This is a genomic window from Streptomyces sp. NPDC002092 (assembly GCF_053593775.1).
Window position 1 is genome coordinate 522673 of record NZ_JBSFDG010000004.1, and the last position, 15897, is coordinate 538569.

General features: G+C 71.2%; 15 protein-coding genes. 7 read left to right on the forward strand and 8 right to left on the reverse strand.

Annotation, left to right across the window (positions count from 1 at the left end):
* Positions 1–45: 45 nt before the first annotated feature.
* From ACWCRD_RS12535 to ACWCRD_RS12545, 3 genes are read right to left on the reverse strand one after another with little or no spacing between them, the layout of a single operon-like run.
* Positions 46–1179, reverse strand: a complete 1134-nt coding sequence (locus ACWCRD_RS12535; protein ID WP_450965809.1) for an Mrp/NBP35 family ATP-binding protein — start codon at positions 1177–1179, stop codon at positions 46–48.
* A 43-nt stretch (positions 1180–1222) separates the two neighbouring features.
* A complete protein-coding gene (locus ACWCRD_RS12540) occupies positions 1223–1816 on the reverse strand; it encodes a DUF1003 domain-containing protein (RefSeq protein WP_450965810.1) in 594 nt (197 codons plus the stop codon).
* Complete coding sequence (locus ACWCRD_RS12545; protein WP_450965811.1) at positions 1806–3095, reverse strand: magnesium transporter MgtE N-terminal domain-containing protein; 1290 nt, start codon at positions 3093–3095, stop codon at positions 1806–1808. The genes ACWCRD_RS12540 and ACWCRD_RS12545 overlap by 11 nt, the downstream gene beginning before the upstream one ends.
* 214 nt (positions 3096–3309) lie before the next feature.
* Here ACWCRD_RS12545 and ACWCRD_RS12550 point away from each other — a divergent pair, with 214 nt between their 5' ends.
* Positions 3310–4047, forward strand: coding sequence for a hypothetical protein (locus ACWCRD_RS12550; protein WP_450965812.1), 738 nt, complete (start codon positions 3310–3312; stop codon positions 4045–4047).
* Positions 4048–4075: 28 nt separating this feature from the next.
* Here the strand turns inward: ACWCRD_RS12550 and ACWCRD_RS12555 are convergent, their stop codons facing one another.
* Both ACWCRD_RS12555 and ACWCRD_RS12560 read right to left on the reverse strand, forming a co-directional pair.
* Positions 4076–4588: a hypothetical protein gene (locus ACWCRD_RS12555; RefSeq protein WP_450965813.1), complete on the reverse strand. Its 513-nt coding sequence runs from the start codon at positions 4586–4588 to the stop codon at positions 4076–4078.
* 22 nt (positions 4589–4610) lie between these two features.
* Positions 4611–5729, reverse strand: a complete 1119-nt coding sequence (locus ACWCRD_RS12560; protein WP_344405449.1) for a magnesium and cobalt transport protein CorA — start codon at positions 5727–5729, stop codon at positions 4611–4613.
* A 470-nt stretch (positions 5730–6199) separates the two neighbouring features.
* Between ACWCRD_RS12560 and ACWCRD_RS12565 the strand changes: the two genes are divergently transcribed.
* From ACWCRD_RS12565 to ACWCRD_RS12580, 4 genes are all read left to right on the forward strand, one after another.
* Complete coding sequence (locus tag ACWCRD_RS12565) at positions 6200–6796, forward strand: suppressor of fused domain protein (RefSeq protein WP_450965814.1); 597 nt, start codon at positions 6200–6202, stop codon at positions 6794–6796.
* Positions 6797–6960: 164 nt separating this feature from the next.
* Positions 6961–7602 carry a DUF6758 family protein gene (locus ACWCRD_RS12570; RefSeq protein ID WP_450965815.1) on the forward strand — a complete coding sequence of 214 codons (642 nt, stop codon included), beginning with the start codon at positions 6961–6963 and terminating at the stop codon, positions 7600–7602.
* Positions 7603–7736: 134 nt separating this feature from the next.
* Positions 7737–8594: a PHP domain-containing protein gene (locus tag ACWCRD_RS12575; RefSeq protein ID WP_450965847.1), complete on the forward strand. Its 858-nt coding sequence runs from the start codon at positions 7737–7739 to the stop codon at positions 8592–8594.
* Between the two features lie 65 nt (positions 8595–8659).
* Positions 8660–9265, forward strand: a complete 606-nt coding sequence (locus ACWCRD_RS12580; RefSeq protein WP_450965816.1) for a MarC family protein — start codon at positions 8660–8662, stop codon at positions 9263–9265.
* Between the two features lie 125 nt (positions 9266–9390).
* On the opposite strand, the gene ACWCRD_RS12585 is transcribed toward ACWCRD_RS12580, so the two are convergent.
* Positions 9391–9543 (reverse strand): hypothetical protein, encoded by a 153-nt coding sequence (locus ACWCRD_RS12585; protein WP_115913286.1) that lies wholly within the window; start codon positions 9541–9543, stop codon positions 9391–9393.
* Between the two features lie 161 nt (positions 9544–9704).
* On the opposite strand from ACWCRD_RS12585, the gene ACWCRD_RS12590 reads away from it, so the two are divergent.
* A complete protein-coding gene (locus tag ACWCRD_RS12590; RefSeq protein WP_351483545.1) occupies positions 9705–10598 on the forward strand; it encodes an NYN domain-containing protein in 894 nt (297 codons plus the stop codon).
* A 19-nt stretch (positions 10599–10617) separates the two neighbouring features.
* Here the strand turns inward: ACWCRD_RS12590 and ACWCRD_RS12595 are convergent, their stop codons facing one another.
* Positions 10618–11508 (reverse strand): alpha/beta fold hydrolase, encoded by an 891-nt coding sequence (locus ACWCRD_RS12595; protein WP_450965817.1) that lies wholly within the window; start codon positions 11506–11508, stop codon positions 10618–10620.
* A 128-nt stretch (positions 11509–11636) separates the two neighbouring features.
* Positions 11637–14513: a DEAD/DEAH box helicase gene (locus tag ACWCRD_RS12600; protein ID WP_450965818.1), complete on the reverse strand. Its 2877-nt coding sequence runs from the start codon at positions 14511–14513 to the stop codon at positions 11637–11639.
* 471 nt (positions 14514–14984) lie between these two features.
* Between ACWCRD_RS12600 and ACWCRD_RS12605 the strand changes: the two genes are divergently transcribed.
* Positions 14985–15722: a ferritin-like fold-containing protein gene (locus ACWCRD_RS12605; protein ID WP_450965819.1), complete on the forward strand. Its 738-nt coding sequence runs from the start codon at positions 14985–14987 to the stop codon at positions 15720–15722.
* Positions 15723–15897: the final 175 nt, after the last annotated feature.

Here is a 15897-nt window from a genome sequence, read left to right on the forward strand (position 1 = left end):
GGGGCGCCGTCCGGCCGGACGGCGCCCCCCTCTGCCGTAGGAGCCCTAGAACTTGTTCTTCGGGGTGATCCCCAGCGACAGTCCCGAAAGGCCGCGCTGGCGGCCGCCCAGCTTGCCCGCGATGCCCCGCAGGGCCGCGCCCGCCGGGGAGTCGGGGTCGGTCAGGACGACCGGCTTGCCCTCGTCGCCGCCCTCGCGGAGGCGGACGTCGATCGGGATGCTGCCGAGAACGGGGACCGTCGCGCCCGTCGTACGGGTCAGGCCGTCGGCGACCGTCTGGCCGCCCCCCGTGCCGAAGACGTCGACCATCTCGCCGCAGTGCGGGCAGGGCAGCCCGGACATGTTCTCGACCACGCCGACGATCTTCTGGTGGGTCTGCACGGCGATGGAGCCGGCCCGCTCGGCGACCTCGGCGGCCGCCTGCTGCGGGGTCGTCACGACCAGGATCTCGGCGTTCGGGACCAGCTGGGCGACCGAGATGGCGATGTCGCCCGTGCCCGGCGGCAGGTCGAGGAGCAGGACGTCCAGGTCGCCCCAGTACACGTCCGCCAGGAACTGCTGCAGCGCGCGGTGGAGCATCGGGCCGCGCCAGACCACCGGCGCGTTGCCCGGCGTGAACATGCCGATGGAGATGACCTTCACGCCATTGGCCGACGGCGGCATGATCATGTTCTCGACCTGGGTGGGACGCCCGTCCGCGCCCAGCATGCGCGGCACCGAGTGGCCGTAGATGTCGGCGTCGACGACGCCCACCTTGAGGCCGTCGGCGGCCATCGCCGCCGCCAGGTTCACCGTCACCGAGGACTTGCCGACGCCGCCCTTGCCGGACGCGACCGCGTACACGCGGGTCAGCGAGCCCGGCTTGGCGAAGGGCACCTCGCGCTCGGCCGTGCCGCCGCGCAGCGCGGCCGCCAGCTCCTTGCGCTGCTCGTCGCTCATGACGTCGAGGGTGACGTCGACGCGGGTGACGCCGTCGACCCGGGAGACCGCCTCGGTCACGCGCTGCGTGATCGTCTCCCGCATCGGACAGCCGGAGACGGTCAGGTACACGGTGACCGCGACCGCCCCGTCCGCGCCGATCTCCACCGACTTCACCATCCCGAGCTCGGTGATGGGCCGGTTGATCTCGGGGTCGTTCACCGTCGCCAGTGCCTCGCGCACCGCGTCTTCGCTAGCCATAGGAACGATGGTACGGCTCGGTAGCCTGGGCCCGGAAAGCCCGTCACCGGTCGTCTACGTCACGTCCGCGCGACCGTTCTGCCGGGAATACGGCATGTTCGTGGTGGCCGTCCTGCCGTCCGTCCAGTTCCTTGACCAGGTCCTGCAGCTCGGAGCGGATCCAGTCGCGGGTCGCCACCTCGCCGAGGCCGATGCGCAGGGCGGCGATCTCGCGGGTCAGATACTCGGTGTCGGCGATGGAGCGCTCGTTCTGCTTGCGGTCCTGTTCGAGGTTGACCCGGTCCCGGTCGTCCTGCCGGTTCTGCGCGAGCAGGATCAGCGGGGCCGCGTACGAGGCCTGGAGCGACAGCATCAGGGTCAGGAAGATGAACGGGTAGTTGTCGAAGCGCAGCTCGTGCGGCGCGAAGACGTTCCACAGCACCCACGCGATGATGACGACCGTCATCCAGACGATGAACCGCCCGGTGCCGAGGAAGCGCGCGATGCGCTCCGAGAGCCGTCCGAAGGCCTCCGGGTCCCACTCGGGCAGGAACCGGCGCCGCGGCGGCCGCGGCTGGTCGAGACGGGGGCGTGTGCGCGTGGTCGCCGTCGCACCCGCCGGGGTGCGCTCGCGGCCCATCTCGCGCTCAGGAGGCATGGGGGGCCGCCCCCTCGTCGTCCTCGAGGTGGAACTCGGTCTCCCGCCAGTCCTCGGGCAGCATGTGGTCCAGTACGTCGTCCACGGTCACCGCGCCGAGCAGCGACCCGGCCTCGTCGACGACGGGCGCCGCGACCATGTCGTACGCCGCGAAGAACCCGGCCACCAGGGGCAGCGCGTCGTCGGGGTCCAGGGGCTGCAGATCGTCGTCGATGATCGAGCTGACCAGCGTGTACGGGGGATCGCGCAGCAGCCGCTGGAAGTGGACCGTGCCGAGGTACTTGCCGGTCGGCGTCTCGTCGGGCGGGCGGCAGACGTAGACCTGCGCGGCGAGCGCGGGCGACAGATCGCGGTTGCGCACCCGCGCGAGGGCGTCGGCGACGGTCGCGTCGGGCCGCAGCACGATCGGCTCGGTCGTCATCAGACCGCCGGCCGTGTGCTCCTCGTACGACATCAGGCGCCGCATGTCGGCCGCGTCGGAGGGCTGCATCAGGCTCAGCAGCCGCTCCTTGTCCTCCTCGGGCAGCTCGGAGAGCAGGTCGGCCGCGTCGTCCGGGTCCATGGCCTCCAGGACGTCGGCGGCGCGCTCCTCCTTCAGCTTGCCGAGGATCTCGATCTGGTCGTCCTCGGGGAGCTCTTCGAGCACATCGGCGAGGCGGTCGTCGTCGAGGGCGGCGGCGACCTCGGCGCGGCGCTTGGCGGAGAGGTGATGCAGCACGTTCGCCAGGTCGGCCGGGCGCAGCTGCTCGAAGGTGGCGAGCAGGCTCTCGGCGCCCTGCCCGTGCTCCTCGAGGGAGAAGCCGGTGACGGCCGACCACTCCACCGTCAGCGTCTCGCCCTTGGCCCGCCGGAAGGCGCCGCCCTTCTTGCCCTTGCGGACGAAGACACGGTCGACCTCCCAGTCCCGGCGGGCCGGGAGCTGCTGCACCGACACATCGAGGACCGTGACCTCCTCGCCGGTCTCCGCGAGCGTGACGCGCCGGTCGAGGAGCTCACCGAAGACGAGACGCTCGGTGGGGCGCTGCTCGAAGCGGCGGACGTTGAGCACGCCGGTGGTGATGACCTGGCCGGACTCGATGCTGGTGATCCGGGTCATGGGCAGGAAGATGCGGCGCCGGCTGGGCAGTTCGACGACCAGCCCGAGCACGCGCGGGGGCCGCCGCCCGACGCGCAGCATGACGACCAGATCGCGCACACGGCCCACCTGGTCGCCGTTGGGATCGAAGGCGGCGACGCCGGCGAGGTGCGAGACGAAGATCCGGGGCGCGCCCGCTGCCATGGCTGCGGCTCCTTTGCGTACGGGTGTCCAGTGCTGCGTGTCGCTGCTGTGCATCTTTTCCGAATTGCCCGCTGGAATGGGCTTCAGGCTAGCCCGTCCCCATCGGATCCGCCCTGGTGGAAGTCCCGGACGAACCGGCTCCGCTCGGCCGGAACGGCACCCGTTACTCTGCCGTACGCTGCTCGCGTCCCCCGACTGAAAGGCAGCCCCACCTGTGACTGCGATCGCCCTCGGCCGAACCCGTCGGACCTCGCTGGTGAGCGCGGTGTGCGCACTGGTCGTGACGGGGACGGGGCTGCTTGCGGGATGCAGCGAGGACCCCGACGCGGGCACCAACGGGGTCGGCAAGCTGCCGGCCGACAAGATCCAGTCGAAGACCAGGGCGGCCGCCGAATCCGCCGAAGCGGTACGGCTCGCCGGAACCGTGGTCACCAACGGGCGGACGTACACACTCGACATGCGCCTGAAGTCCGGCGGCGGCAGCGGCTCGGTCACCTCCAAGGGGGTGGCCTTCGGGCTGCTGCGGATCGGCGAGCAGCTGTATCTGAAGGCCGGCGCGGAGTTCTGGAACCACGCGGACGGCAACGCGTCGGCCGGGGGCACACTCGACGGCAAGTATGTGAAGGTGCCGCAGGGCGACCCCTCGTACAAGAAGTTCAGCGGGTTCACGGACAAGGACGTCCTGCTCGACGGTCTGCTGACCCTGCACGGCGCGCTCGCCACGGACGGCCACCACGAGCAGGCGGGCACCCGCACCATCCGCATCACCGGCGACAAGGGCTCCGGCGGCACCCTGGACGTCTCCCTGGAGGGCACCCCGTACCCCCTCCGCCTGCAACGCGCAGGCGGCGCCGGCACCCTCACCTTCTCCTCCTGGGGCAAGGACTTCCCCCTGGCCCAGCCGAAGAAGGAGGAGACGGTCGACTACGGCAAGAAGCTGCCGACGTCGTGAAAAGTGCGGTAGCGCCCTGCAGGGACACTCAGCGACGCCGCCGCTTCCGGAAGAGCAGCCGCGGCAACCCCGCGGGGATCGGCTGACGGGTAGTGGCAGGCGACGGCAGCGGAGCCTCCGCCAGGCTGCCGTCGGGCAGAGGCGCCGAGCCACCGACCGGCACCAGGCGCAGCACACGACACTCACGGGCCCAACGGTCCGTCATCGCCTCACCGTCGGGGGCGTTCAGGCGCTTGCCCTTCAGGTCGGCGACGGCCGCCTCCCATTCCGCGGAGCCGGACGGCAGCTCGGACACGGTCGCGGTGAACGTCACCAGCCGACCGCCCTTGTCCTTGCTGCGCACGGTCACCTCGGCGGAGCCGCCGTCGGCCAGCCCCGGCAGCGGCTGCTCGCCGGGCCCGTCGCCGACCAGACACACCGCACCCTCGTGCCACACATGCCACAGCGCACGGGCCGCCGTACCGGCACCCTTCACCCAGATGAGGCCGGACTTCTTGGTGGCCTCCTCGACGAGGGCCTGGTCGAGCAGCTCGCTTGTCATGGGCCCAGCCTATCGAGGCGCCTCACAGCCAGCCGTTGCGCTTGAGCACCCGGTGGATGCCCACGCACATGGCGACCGTGACGCTCAGCACCAGGGGGTAGCCGTACTTCCAGTGCAGTTCCGGCATGTAGTCGAAGTTCATGCCGTACACACCGGTCACCATCGTCGGTACGGCGATGATCGCGGCCCAGGCGGTGATCTTCCGCATGTCCTCGTTCTGCGCTACGGACGCCTGCGCGAGGTTGGCCTGGAGGATCGAGTTGAGCAGCTCGTCGAAGCCGATGACCTGCTCCTGGACCCGGGCGAGGTGGTCGGCGACGTCCCGGAAGTACTTCTGGATGTCGGGGTCGACCAGCCGCATCGGCCGCTCGCTCAGCAGCTGCATGGGGCGCAGCAGCGGCGCCACCGCCCGCTTGAACTCCAGCACCTCGCGCTTGAGCTGGTAGATCCGCGCCGAGTCCACACCGCGCGAGACACCGCCGCGGCGCCCCGGCGAGAACACCTCGGTCTCCACCTCGTCGATGTCGTCCTGGACGGCGTCGGCGACCGCGACATAGCCGTCGACGACATGGTCGGCGATCGCGTGCAGCACCGCCGAGGGGCCCTTGGCGAGCAGCTCGGGGTCGTCCTGCAGCCGGTGCCGCAGCGCCCGCAGCGAGCCCTGGCCGCCGTGCCGGACGGTGATGAAGAAGTCCCGCCCGGTGAAGCACATGACCTCGCCGGTCTCCACGACCTCGCTGTTGGCGGTCAGCTGGTCGTGCTCGACGTAGTGGATGGTCTTGAAGACGGTGAACAGGGAGTCGTCGTACCGCTCCAGCTTGGGCCGCTGGTGGGCCTGGACGGCGTCCTCGACGGCCAGCGGGTGCAGCCCGAACTCGCGGGCGATACCGGCGAATTCGGCCTCGGTCGGCTCGTGCATCCCGATCCACACGAAGCCCCCGTCGCGGCGCACCAGGCGCATCGCCTCGTGCGGGGTCATCGGGTTGCCGGTGTCCACGCGGGCCCCGTCGCGGTAGACGGCGCAGTCGACGACCGCGGACGGCGTCGAAGGGTCGCGTGTCGTGTCGTACACGCCGGTGTCCTTGCGCAGGGAGATGCGGGAGGGCCGGACCGCGGCGCGGAGGTCACGGATCATCGACATGGCTGGCTCCTTCGTGACAGGCAACGCAAGGCGCCGACGACGGGTGGAACTGCCCGGAATGGGGACGTCCTGACTTCGTGTGTTTGGCACGTCCGCAAAGCGGGGAGCACCGCACCATCGCGGTGGCGAGCTTCGTTACTGATTCAGATCAGACAGATCAGGCAAAACGAAGTGCTCTTCCGCATGAGGACGTAAGCGTGAAAGGCGGCGGTCAGCCAGAGCCGGATCAGCTGTATCAGCGGCGGGAAGAGCGAGTGGTACTGCACGGGTGACTTCGATCCATGACAGCCCCACCTCCTCCGGCCGGTCCCTCGTAAGGGACGGTTCATTCCCGTAAGGGAGTCTCCATCGGCGTCGGGACTCGATCGCGACGCCTCTGCGTGCTGCCCGAACGACCGGGCCAGAGTATCAGCCGCCCAAACTGTCAAGGTGCCGCTTTGCCCGGTGCTGACGAGTTCTATGCTCACCGCATGGTTGATGTTCTCCCGCTGGTCGAGGCCCGGTTGCGCAGCGCGCTGGGCGAACCGGACGCGCGCGCGGCGGTCACGTTCCTGGGCACGGACCGCATCGAGGTACTGCGTTTCCGGGACGACTCCCGGGACGGGGGCATCGTCCGCTACGCCACCCTCGGCATGTCCGCACAGCCGATGAGCGACCCCACCGCGGTGCTCGCCGACCCCGTCAAGGGCCCGCGCGCGGAGCTGGTCCTCTCGGTGCGCGGCGGCCTCGCCGACACCGACAAGGCGCTGCGCCCGCTCGCCGTACTCGCCGCGTCCCCGCAGGTCGAGGGCGTGATCGTGGCCCCGGGCGCCTCGCTGGACGTCGGTGAGCCCCTGTGGCCCGGCGCCCCGTTCAGTTCCGTCCTGGTCGCCGAGCCGGGCGGCCTGGTCGAGGACCTCGATCTGGACGAGCCCCTCGATCCGGTCCGCTTCCTGCCCCTGCTGCCCATGACGGCGAACGAGGCCGCCTGGAAGCGCGTGCACGGCGCCCAGGCCCTCCAGGAGCGGTGGCTGACGAACGGCACGGACCTGAGGGATCCGACCCGCAGGTCCGTCCCGCTGGACTGAACGACGAGTGAGCAAGCTCACCAACACACGGCCGGAATCGGTCAGTTGGCCCAGGCCGCCACCCCGTGCATCCCGTAGTGGCGGTGACGGTTCCGGTGAAGGGTTCCGTCCGGACGGGTGATCGTCCTTGACGTGGCGGAGCGAGGGTAGGACCGTGGGGCCCTATGAGGGGCGAACCCAGTTGCCCGAAGTGTGGTGGCCGGGTCAGGGCTCCCGGACTCTTCTCCGACACCTGGCAGTGCGATGTGCATGGCACCGTGCATCCGCTGCAGCCCGTGATCCCGCCCAGCGTCGAGGCCCTCAGTGTTGTGGTGCATCGCACGCAGGTGCCGGTGTGGATGCCGTGGCCGCTGCCGATCGGCTGGCTGTTCACGGGTGTGGCCTGCGCGGGTGACGACCGCCATGGCGGTCGCGCCACCGCCGTGGCCTGCTCGGGCCCGGGGCCGCTCGGTGGCATGGGCGAGCTGATCCTGGTCGCCGAGGAACTCGGGGTCGGACTCGGCGCGCGGTACGCGGGGATCGACGGTCCGGACCCGGGGCCGTACATGAACGTCGAGAAGCCCGCTCAGGCGAAGGTGCTGGCCGGCGGGCGGCCCACCCCGCTGTGGCATGTCGCCGGCAGCCCCGACGACCGGGCGGTGTTCGCGGGCGAGGCGCGGGGGCTGTGGCTGTGGGCGGTGGTGTGGCCCGAGCAGTCGGGGTTGCTGATGTACGACGAGCTGGTGCTGACGGATTTGCGGGATGCGGGGGCGGAGGTCGAGCTGGTGCCCTGCGGGGCACTGTCGCCGCGCTTGCTCGAGCCGTAGCGCCCAGCCTCGCGCCCCTTTGACGGCGGCCTCGGTAGGGGGTGCTCGGCATGTACGGGTGTGACAGGTGGCCGTGAAAATCCGGTTATCCTTGAGCGTCCCTTTCTGTTCCGTCATCGTCTGGAGTTCGCGTGGTGCGTATCGATCTGCACGCCCACTCCACTGCTTCCGACGGTACGGACACCCCGGCTGAGCTGGTGCGGAATGCTGCCGCGGCCGGGCTGGACGTGGTGGCGTTGACCGATCACGACACCACTCGGGGGTATGCCGAGGCGATCGCCGCGGTGCCGGCGGGGCTCACTTTGGTCACCGGTGCCGAGTTGTCCTGTCGTGTCGACGGCATCTCCATGCACATGCTCGCCTACCTCTTCGATCCCGAGGAGCCGGCGCTGCTCGCCGAGCGCGAGCTGGTGCGGGACGACCGGGTGCCGCGGGCCAAGGGCATGGTCGCCAAGCTGAACGGGCTGGGAGTGCCGGTCACCTGGGAGCAGGTCGAGCGGGTCGCCGGGGGCGGTTCCGTCGGGCGGCCGCATGTCGCGACCGCGCTCGTCGAGCTCGGCGTCGTACCGACCGTGAGCGACGCGTTCACCGAGGACTGGCTGGCCGACGGCGGGCGGGCCTTCGTCGAGAAGCACGAGACGGATCCCTTCGAGGCGATCCGGCTGGTCAAGGCCGCGGGCGGGGTCACCGTCTTCGCGCACCCGGGCGCGAGCAAGCGCGGCCGTACGGTGCCGGAGTCCGCGATCGCCGAGATGGCCGCCGCCGGGCTCGACGGCATCGAGGTCGACCACATGGACCACGACGAGCAGACCAGGGCGCGGCTGCGCGGGCTGGCCGAGGAGCTGGGACTGCTGACCACCGGGTCCAGCGACTACCACGGCAGCCGGAAGACCTGCGTGCTCGGCGAGTACGTCACGGATCCCGAGGTCTACGGGGAGATCACGCGACGGGCGACCGGGGCGTTCCCGGTGCCGGGGACCGGCGGAGCCTGAGGAACCCCTCCGCACCCACCCCACTTCCCGTCCATCACCTTTTCTGCAAGGCGTGTAGCTCACCCATGTTCGACGTCGCCGTCTTCGGCTCCCTGTTCCTGACCCTTTTTGTCATCATGGATCCCCCCGGGATCACCCCGATCTTCCTCGCGCTGACCGCCGGGCGCCCCGGCAAGGTGCAGAAGCGGATGGCCTTCCAGGCCGTCTGCGTGGCTGGCGGTGTGATCACCGTCTTCGGGCTGCTGGGGCACCAGATCCTCAACTATCTGCATGTCTCCGTGCCCGCGCTGATGATCGCGGGCGGGCTGCTGCTCCTGCTCATCGCCCTCGACCTGCTGACCGGCAAGACGGACGAGCCGAAGCAGACCAAGGACGTCAATGTGGCGCTCGTGCCGCTGGGCATGCCGCTGCTGGCCGGCCCGGGCGCCATCGTGTCCGTCATCCTCGCCGTGCAGAAGGCCGACAGTCTCGCCACGCAGACGTCGGTGTGGATGGCGATCCTCGCCATCCATGTCGTGCTGTGGCTGGTGATGCGGTATTCGCTGCTGATCATCCGGGTCATCAAGGACGGGGGCGTGGTCCTGGTGACGCGGCTCGCGGGCATGATGCTCTCCGCGATCGCCGTGCAGCAGATCATCAACGGCGTCACGCAAGTGATCAAGGGCGCCTGAGCCCCGCGATCTGCCGGGTATGCGCAGAGCCCCCGCACGGCGTCGATGCCGTACGGGGGCTCTGAAGCTGCTGCGGTGATCCGCGTCTTCGTCGTTGTCTTCGTCGTTGTGTCTTCGCGTCGGTGTTACGCGGCCGAGTCCTCGGCCGGACGGATCCAGAGGCGCTGCCCGATGGCCGCGGCCTGCTGAACGATCCGGTTGACGGAGGCGGCGTCCACGACGGTGCTGTCCACGGTCGTGCCGTCGATCTCGTCGAGTCGCATGATTTCGAAGCGCATGGCCTCTCCCTTCGTCTCGCTGTGTTCCATAGGAGTCAACGGGCTGCGTGTTACAAACATTCCCTACGCTAAAGAAATTTTTCGAACGTCTAACTACTCGACGGTAAGGACCGACCGGGACCAGTTGTGTTCGCAGCGTGACCGCCAGGACAATGAAGGCGATGAACGACGACCTCGCGGCCCTCAGCGCCCGCATCGACCGCACGAACGAGCTGCTGCAGCGCATGCTCGCCGAGGTGGCGAAGACGCCCTCGACCCATGCGATCTTCGTCGACGCGGGGTACCTGTATGCGGCTGCGGGCCGGCTGGTGGCGGGGACTGAGGACCGCCGCGCCTTCGACCTGGACGCCGAGGGCCTGATCGAGGCGCTCATCGACCGCGCCCGCACGATCTTCGCGGACAGCCGGCTGCTCCGCGTCTACTGGTACGACGGCGCGCGCCGCCGCATCCACACCGCCGAGCAGCAGTCGATCGCCGAGCTCCCCGATGTGAAGGTCCGGCTGGGCAACCTGAACGCCAACAACCAGCAGAAGGGCGTCGACTCGCTGATCAGGACGGACCTGGAGTCACTCGCCAGACACCGGGCGATCAGCGACGCGGCACTGCTCGGCGGCGACGAGGACCTGGTGTCGGCGGTCGAGGCGGCGCAGGGGTACGGGGCGCGCGTCCACCTGTGGGGCATCGAGGCACCCGAGGGGCGCAACCAGGCGGAGCCCCTGCTCTGGGAGGTCGACAGCCAGCGCACCCTCGACCTCGACTTCTTCAAGCCGTATGTCTCCCGGCGCACCGCGGCCGCCTACGAGGCCACCGCCGCCCGGCCCGGCCGTGACGACGTCCGCTTCGTCGGCGCGCAGATCGCGGCGAAGTGGCTGGCCGCGCGCGGCCGCGACTCCCTGGCGGAGCTGCTGCCCGGCCACCCCTATCTGCCGGGCTCGGTGGACCAGGACCTGCTGGTGGAGGCGGAGGGGCTGCTGCAGTACTCCCTGCGCGGCCAGGCGGACCTGCGGCGCGCCCTGCGGGACGGCTTCTGGGAGCACCTGCAGGCGCAGTACTAGGGCCTGTCCGGCGGATCAGCTACCGGCCCTCGTTGTTGCGGTCCCAGAAGTCCGCGAAGGCGCGAGCCGTCTCCAGGGGACGGTCGGTGTTGGGGGAGTGTTCGGCGCCCTGGACGATGGTGCGGTGCGCGTGCAGGCGCAGCGCCATGTCGTCGAGCAGGGGCACCGGCCAGGTGTCGTCGCGGGAACCCGACAGGACGTGGAACGGCAGCGGCACCGCGGCCAGCTCCGCCACGCGGTCCGGTTCGACGCACAACTGGCGGCCCGTCGCGATGAGTTGGGCCGGCTTGTTGCCGAGCCAGCGGCGCCGCAGGTCGTCCTGGTCGTCGAGGCCGCCGTCCAGTTCCCCTGGCTCGCCGGTATCGGTCTCCTCCGGCGGCTCCATGGCCTGGATCGCCTCCCACACCTCGGCCATGCCCATCACGGCGAGGGCGTCACGGAGCAGCTTGACGCGTTGCTGCTGGGAGCCGGAGATCTGGGCGGGGCCGGAGGCCATGAGGGTGAGCGACAGGAAGGGGGTGTGGTCCAGCAGGACCGCGGCTCGTGCGATCTGCCCGCCGAGCGAGTGGCCGACCAGGTGCACGGGGGTGCCGAGGGCGGCGGCCTGGGCGAGCACGTCCCGCGCCAACTCGCCCTGGGCGTAGGCCGATTCGTCCGTCTCGGGGCCGTCGGACTCGTACTGCCCCCGTCCGTCCACCGCGACGGTCCGGTAACCGCGGGCCGCGAGCGGCTCGTGCAGCGGGTTGTAGTCCTCCTTGCTGCCGGTGAACCCGGGCAGCAGCAGGGCGGTTCCCCTGGCGGCGACGCCGTCCGGCACGGGCGCGTCGACGACGGCGAACTCCCCGCGCGCGGTGCGCAGTGAGTACGCGCGGGCGCCGGGGGGCGGGGTGAAGGTCGGGGGCCTGCTCATGGGGTGAGGTTATCCGCCTCGGGTGTCGGGGACGGGGACGGGCTGCGGCATCCAGCCGTGGGCACACAGACCGACGGCCCGGCCCCCTCCCGTGAGGTGGGGGACCGGGCCGTCGGTGAGTGAGCGCATCAGCTCTCCGCGGGCTCCGCGGTGGCCGTGGCCTTCCGCGTGCGACGCACCCTGGGCTTCGCCTCGGCAGCGGCCTCGGCGGGCACCGCGGCCTTGCGGGCGCGGGTACGCGGCTTGGCCTCGGGCTCCTCGGCGGCCTGCGCCGGGATCTCGGCCACGGCAGCGGCCTTGCGGGTACGGCGGGGCTTCGCCTCGTCGGTGACCTCCGCAGCGGCGGCCGTCTTGCGGGTACGGCGCGGCTTGGCCTCCGTGTCGACCGCGGCCTCTGCGGCAGCAGCCGCCTTGCGCGTACGACGCGGGTTCGCCACCTCCGGCGCCGCGGTGGCGTCGGCGGTCTCGGCAACCTTGCGGGTACGCCGACGCGGCGCGGCCTCGGCGCTTTCCACGGCGGCGGCCGTCTTGCGGGCGCGGGTGCGCGGCTTGGCGTCCGTGCCCTCGACGGTGTCGACCACGGCCTCCGCAGCCTTCCGCGTCCGCGGCTTGGCCTCGGACTCCTCGGCGGCCTGCGCCGGGATCCCGGCCACGGCAGCGGCCTTGCGGGTACGGCGAGGCTTGGTCTCGGCCGTATCGGCGGTGACCTCTGCGGCGGCCGCGGCCTTGCGGGTGCGGCGAGGCCTGGCCTCAGTGGCTTCCGCCGTGTCGACCGCCGCCTCTGCAGCGGCTGTCGCCTTGCGGGTCCGGGTGCGGGGCTTGGCCTCGGTGGTTTCGGCGGTGTCGACCGCCGCCTCTGCAGCGGCTGTCGCCTTGCGGGTCCGGGTGCGCGGCTTGGCCTCGGCGGTGTCGACGGCCGTGGGCTCCGCGGCGGCCGTGGCCTTGCGGGTCCGGGTGCGGGGCTTGGCCTCGGCGGTGTCGACGGCCGTGGGCTCCGCGGCGGCCGTGGCCTTGCGGGTACGGGTGCGGGGCTTGGCCTCGGTGGTTTCGGCGGTGTCGACCGCCGCCTCTGCGGCGGCAGCCGTCTTGCGGGTGCGGCGAGGCTTGGCTTCCGTGGCCTCGGCCGTGTCGGCCGTGGGCTCCGCGGCGGCCGTGGCCTTGCGGGTACGGCGGCGCGGTGCGGTCTCCGTCGGCTCCGGGGCCGACTCGGTGGTGCCCTCGGCGATGGCGACCGCGGTCTCCGCGGCAGCCGTGGCCTTGCGGGTCCGGGTGCGCGGCTTGGCCTCGGTGGCTTCGGCGGTGTCGACCGCGCTCTCCGCGGCGGCCGCCGTCTTGCGGGTACGGCGGCGCGGTGCGGCGGCGGGGGCCTCGGGCTCCGTGGGGGCCGGGGCTTCCTCGGTAGCCGGAGCCTCAGCGGCGAGCGACTCCGCGGCCGGCGTGCTCTGCGCGGACCCACGGGTGCGGCGGCGGCGCGGCTTCGACGGGGTCTCGGCGGCGTCCAGCGCGGGGCCCTCCGCGGCCGTGACGGCGGCTTCCGCGGCCTCGGGGGCCGTGGTGGCGGCCGTCACCGGCTCCGAGGCGGCACCGCCGCGGGTGCGGCGACGGCGACGCGGGGTGCGGGGACCGGCGGTCTCCTCGGACGGCGAGAGTGCCGGCGAGGCCTCCGGAGCGGCCGTGGCGTCCACCTGCCCGCCGCGCGTACGGCGGCGGCGACGCGGCGTACGCTCCGCGCGCTCGCGCTCGGTGGACCGGGACTCGCCCCGGCCACCCCGCTCGGGGCGGCCACCGCGACCGCCGCGTGCACCGCGGCCGCCGGTCTCGCCCAGGTCCTCGAGCTCCTCCGCGTCCAGCCCGGCGCGCGTGCGCTCGGCGCGCGGCAGGACGCCCTTGGTGCCCGCGGGGATGTTCAGCTCCTCGTAGAAGTGCGGGGAGGTGGAGTACGTCTCCGGCGGGTCGTTGAAGTTGAGCTCCAGCGCCTTGTTGATCAGCTGCCAGCGCGGGATGTCGTCCCAGTCGACGAGAGTGATCGCGATGCCCTTGGCGCCCGCGCGGCCGGTACGGCCGATGCGGTGCAGGTACGTCTTCTCCTCTTCGGGAGACTGGTAGTTGATGACGTGCGTCACGCCCTCGACGTCGATGCCGCGGGCGGCGACGTCGGTGCAGACGAGCACGTCCACCTTGCCGTTGCGGAACGCGCGCAGTGCCTGCTCGCGGGCGCCCTGGCCGAGGTCGCCGTGGACCGCGCCGGCCGCGAAGCCGCGCTGCTTGAGCTGGTCGGCGAGGTCGGCGGCGGTGCGCTTCGTACGGCAGAAGACCATGGCCAGTCCCCGTCCGTCGGCCTGCAGTATGCGCGCGACCATCTCGGGCTTGTCCATGTTGTGCGCGCGGTAGACGAACTGCGCGGTGTTCGCGACCGTCTTGCCCTCGTCGTCCGGCGCGGTGGCGCGGATGTGCGTGGGCTGCGACATGTAGCGGCGCGCGAGACCGATGACCGCGCCCGGCATGGTCGCCGAGAACAGCATCGTCTGACGGCGGGCCGGCAGCAGGTTGATGATCTTCTCGACATCGGGCAGGAAGCCCAGGTCGAGCATCTCGTCGGCCTCGTCGAGGACAAGGGCCTTGACGTGCTTGAGGTTGAGCTTCTTCTGGCCCGCGAGGTCCAGCAGCCGGCCCGGGGTGCCGACGACCACGTCGACGCCCTGCTTGAGGGCCTCGACCTGGGGCTCGTAGGCCCGGCCGCCGTAGATGGCGAGAACGCGTACGTTGCGCACCTTGCCCGCGGTCAGCAGGTCGTTGGTGACCTGTGTGCACAGCTCGCGCGTGGGGACGACGACGAGCGCCTGCGGGGTGTCGGTGAGGTCCTCGGGCTTCGCGCGGCCCGCCTCCACGTCCGCGGGGACGGTGACGCGCTCGAGGAGCGGGAGGCCGAAGCCCAGCGTCTTGCCGGTGCCGGTCTTGGCCTGGCCGATGACGTCCGTGCCCGTGAGGGCGACGGGGAGGGTCATCTCCTGGATGGGGAAGGGGGTGATGATGCCGACGGCCTCGAGGGCCTCGGCGGTCTCGGGAAGGATGCCGAGATCTCTGAACGTGGTAGTCAGGGTGCTGCCTCTTCTGTGTGCGCGGTGCGAGGCGAGCGCGGGGGGTCTTTGACGGACCGTGCCGGGGACGTCGGCTGCCTTACGGGCTTGCCGTAGGGCACGGGACCACTGCCGACGCTCTAGCGCTCGTACCGCTGAGGGTGTCCCTCCGGACGCCGTACGCAATGTGCCGTACGGGCTTGGAGGGCTGTCGGGTCGGAGCCGATCGGGCCACCGACCGGGCATCCTCATACGTGCGGCCCGTCGAGTACTCGGCAGGCGCATTACCACCATACCCCGGAATCACGCACATGCGATGGCCGATTTGGTCACGTAGCCGTCATCACACTGATTGACCAGGGACTTCCAGGGCTCGGCAAGCGGACTATTGTGCGCTTCATGACGACGCCTGACAACACCTCTGACGCACCCGCCGAGCAGACCGCAGTGGCCGCCCAGGACTGGGGCCGGGCCTCCGCGGACCCCCAGTACCGGGCAGCGGTCGTCGACCTCCTCGGTGCCCTCGCGTACGGCGAACTCGCGGCGTTCGAGCGGCTCGCGGAGGACGCCAAGCTGGCGCCGACGCTGGCGGACAAGGCGGAGCTGGCCAAGATGGCCTCGGCGGAGTTCCACCACTTCGAGCGGCTGCGCAACCGGCTCACGGAGATCGGCGAGGAGCCTACGCGCGCGATGGAGCCGTTCGTCGCCGCGCTGGACGGCTTCCACAAGCAGACGGCGCCCTCGGACTGGCTGGAAGGTCTCGTGAAGGCCTACGTCGGCGACTCGATCGCCAGTGACTTCTACCGCGAGGTGGCCGCACGGCTCGACTCGGACTCGCGTGAGCTGGTGCTGGCCGTGCTTGACGACACCGGGCACGCCGGTTTCGCCGTGGAGAAGGTGCGCGCCGCGATCGACGCCGACCCGCGCGTGGGCGGCCGTCTCGCCCTGTGGGCCCGGCGTCTCATGGGCGAGGCCCTGTCGCAGTCCCAGCGGGTGGTCGCGGACCGCGACGCGCTGTCGACGATGCTGGTCGGCGGCGTAGCGGACGGGTTCGACCTCGCCGAGGTCGGCCGGATGTTCTCGCGGATCACCGAGGCCCACACCAAGCGGATGGCCGCCCTGGGGCTCGCCGCCTAGTGAGGCGGTCTTGAGTTCACCTCTCGCCACGTGAGGTGCGGTTCGTTTCAGATTGCGGCGTGGGCGGTGACGGAAAATGCCGGCTGCGGTCTGATGGAGGAGTGGGCGACAGCAGGCTGCAGCCTCTGGAGTTATCCGAGGACGAGCGGCTGACTTTGCAGGGGTGGGCGAAACG

Bases quoted from the DNA above. Each gene is read 5' to 3' on its own strand.
- ACWCRD_RS12535 (WP_450965809.1), bottom strand. From the start codon at position 1,179: ATGGCTAGCGAAGACGCGGTGCGCGAGGCACTGGCGACGGTGAACGAC.
- ACWCRD_RS12540 (WP_450965810.1), bottom strand. From the start codon at position 1,816: ATGCCTCCTGAGCGCGAGATGGGCCGCGAGCGCACCCCGGCGGGTGCG.
- ACWCRD_RS12545 (WP_450965811.1), bottom strand. From the start codon at position 3,095: ATGGCAGCGGGCGCGCCCCGGATCTTCGTCTCGCACCTCGCCGGCGTC.
- ACWCRD_RS12555 (WP_450965813.1), bottom strand. From the start codon at position 4,588: ATGACAAGCGAGCTGCTCGACCAGGCCCTCGTCGAGGAGGCCACCAAG.
- ACWCRD_RS12560 (WP_344405449.1), bottom strand. From the start codon at position 5,729: ATGTCGATGATCCGTGACCTCCGCGCCGCGGTCCGGCCCTCCCGCATC.
- ACWCRD_RS12565 (WP_450965814.1), top strand. From the start codon at position 6,200: ATGGTTGATGTTCTCCCGCTGGTCGAGGCCCGGTTGCGCAGCGCGCTG.
- ACWCRD_RS12570 (WP_450965815.1), top strand. From the start codon at position 6,961: ATGAGGGGCGAACCCAGTTGCCCGAAGTGTGGTGGCCGGGTCAGGGCT.
- ACWCRD_RS12580 (WP_450965816.1), top strand. From the start codon at position 8,660: ATGTTCGACGTCGCCGTCTTCGGCTCCCTGTTCCTGACCCTTTTTGTC.
- ACWCRD_RS12585 (WP_115913286.1), bottom strand. From the start codon at position 9,543: ATGCGCTTCGAAATCATGCGACTCGACGAGATCGACGGCACGACCGTG.
- ACWCRD_RS12590 (WP_351483545.1), top strand. From the start codon at position 9,705: ATGAACGACGACCTCGCGGCCCTCAGCGCCCGCATCGACCGCACGAAC.
- ACWCRD_RS12595 (WP_450965817.1), bottom strand. From the start codon at position 11,508: ATGAGCAGGCCCCCGACCTTCACCCCGCCCCCCGGCGCCCGCGCGTAC.
- ACWCRD_RS12600 (WP_450965818.1), bottom strand. From the start codon at position 14,513: ATGACCCTCCCCGTCGCCCTCACGGGCACGGACGTCATCGGCCAGGCC.
- ACWCRD_RS12605 (WP_450965819.1), top strand. From the start codon at position 14,985: ATGACGACGCCTGACAACACCTCTGACGCACCCGCCGAGCAGACCGCA.